Origin of the sequence: Pseudoalteromonas sp. APC 3250 (assembly GCF_030407915.1) — a bacterium.
GTDB classification, from domain to species: domain Bacteria; phylum Pseudomonadota; class Gammaproteobacteria; order Enterobacterales; family Alteromonadaceae; genus Pseudoalteromonas; species Pseudoalteromonas tetraodonis.
This window is the reverse complement of the sequence record NZ_JASDCM010000044.1, coordinates 1-752: the sequence shown is the minus strand read 5'-3', so window position 1 is coordinate 752 and position 752 is coordinate 1. Positions and strand designations below refer to the sequence as shown.

The following is a 752-nucleotide window of genomic DNA, read 5'->3' as shown; positions in this document are numbered from 1 at the left end:
ATGATGTGGCAGCGTATATGCGCTATTACAACTTAGAGCGACTTCATACTGCTAATGGTGATCTATCGCCAGTAGAGTATGAGCAAAGTTCCTTAAGAAAAGTGTCCTGATTTAGTTGTGCAGAACAAACCCTTACGATGTGAAATTTCAAGACTACTTCTATAATCGTGGTTTAGAACCAAGTGCAGATATAAGTGGCGATCTCGCTCCTGAAGGAATGACGTTTGTTCCTGCAGCGCAAAGTGCAACAAACGAAGCACTGCTTATAGTAGGTAATGAAATCTCAGGCTCAATTGCCGTATGGGAAATAACAACTCAGTAATTAGTAAAGTTTTAAGTAAAAGCGATATTGCGGTTATCTATAAATCGCTTTTACTTCCTCCCCTCTCAATAATCATGCCTTATGTGAATGCTTTTTAATCAAAAACACCTCTACAACCCTTTGTTTGTATGGTTATTGTACTAAATTGAAATTAATTTAATAAAACTGAAATAAAGCATTGACCCTCTCCAGAATATCCCTATAATGCGCATCCACTGACCCGGCAGGCAGCAATAAAAAGCGCTGAAAAAACGGTAAGTGAGTCGAGTAAAACTTAGCTTTTAAATCTTTTAAAAGAAACTAAAAATTAAGTGTTGACAAAAAAATAGGAAAGCGTAATATGCGCAGCCCTAGCGAGATAAAGTTAAACGCTTTAATCGCAACGTTCTTTAACAATATAAAGCAATCATCTGTGTGGGCACTCGTACAG

At 37.4% G+C, this 752-nt stretch carries 1 protein-coding gene and 1 pseudogene; both read left to right on the top strand.

The window, feature by feature from the left end; translation table 11 throughout:
- Positions 1–110: IS3 family transposase (locus QL986_RS18805; RefSeq protein ID WP_290191823.1), on the top strand; the 110-nt coding region annotated here is incomplete at its 5' end.
- Positions 111–124: 14 nt separating this feature from the next.
- Positions 125–322 (top strand): annotated as a pseudogene (locus QL986_RS18800) (collagen-like protein); the annotation flags it as partial.
- Positions 323–752 lie beyond the last annotated feature (430 nt).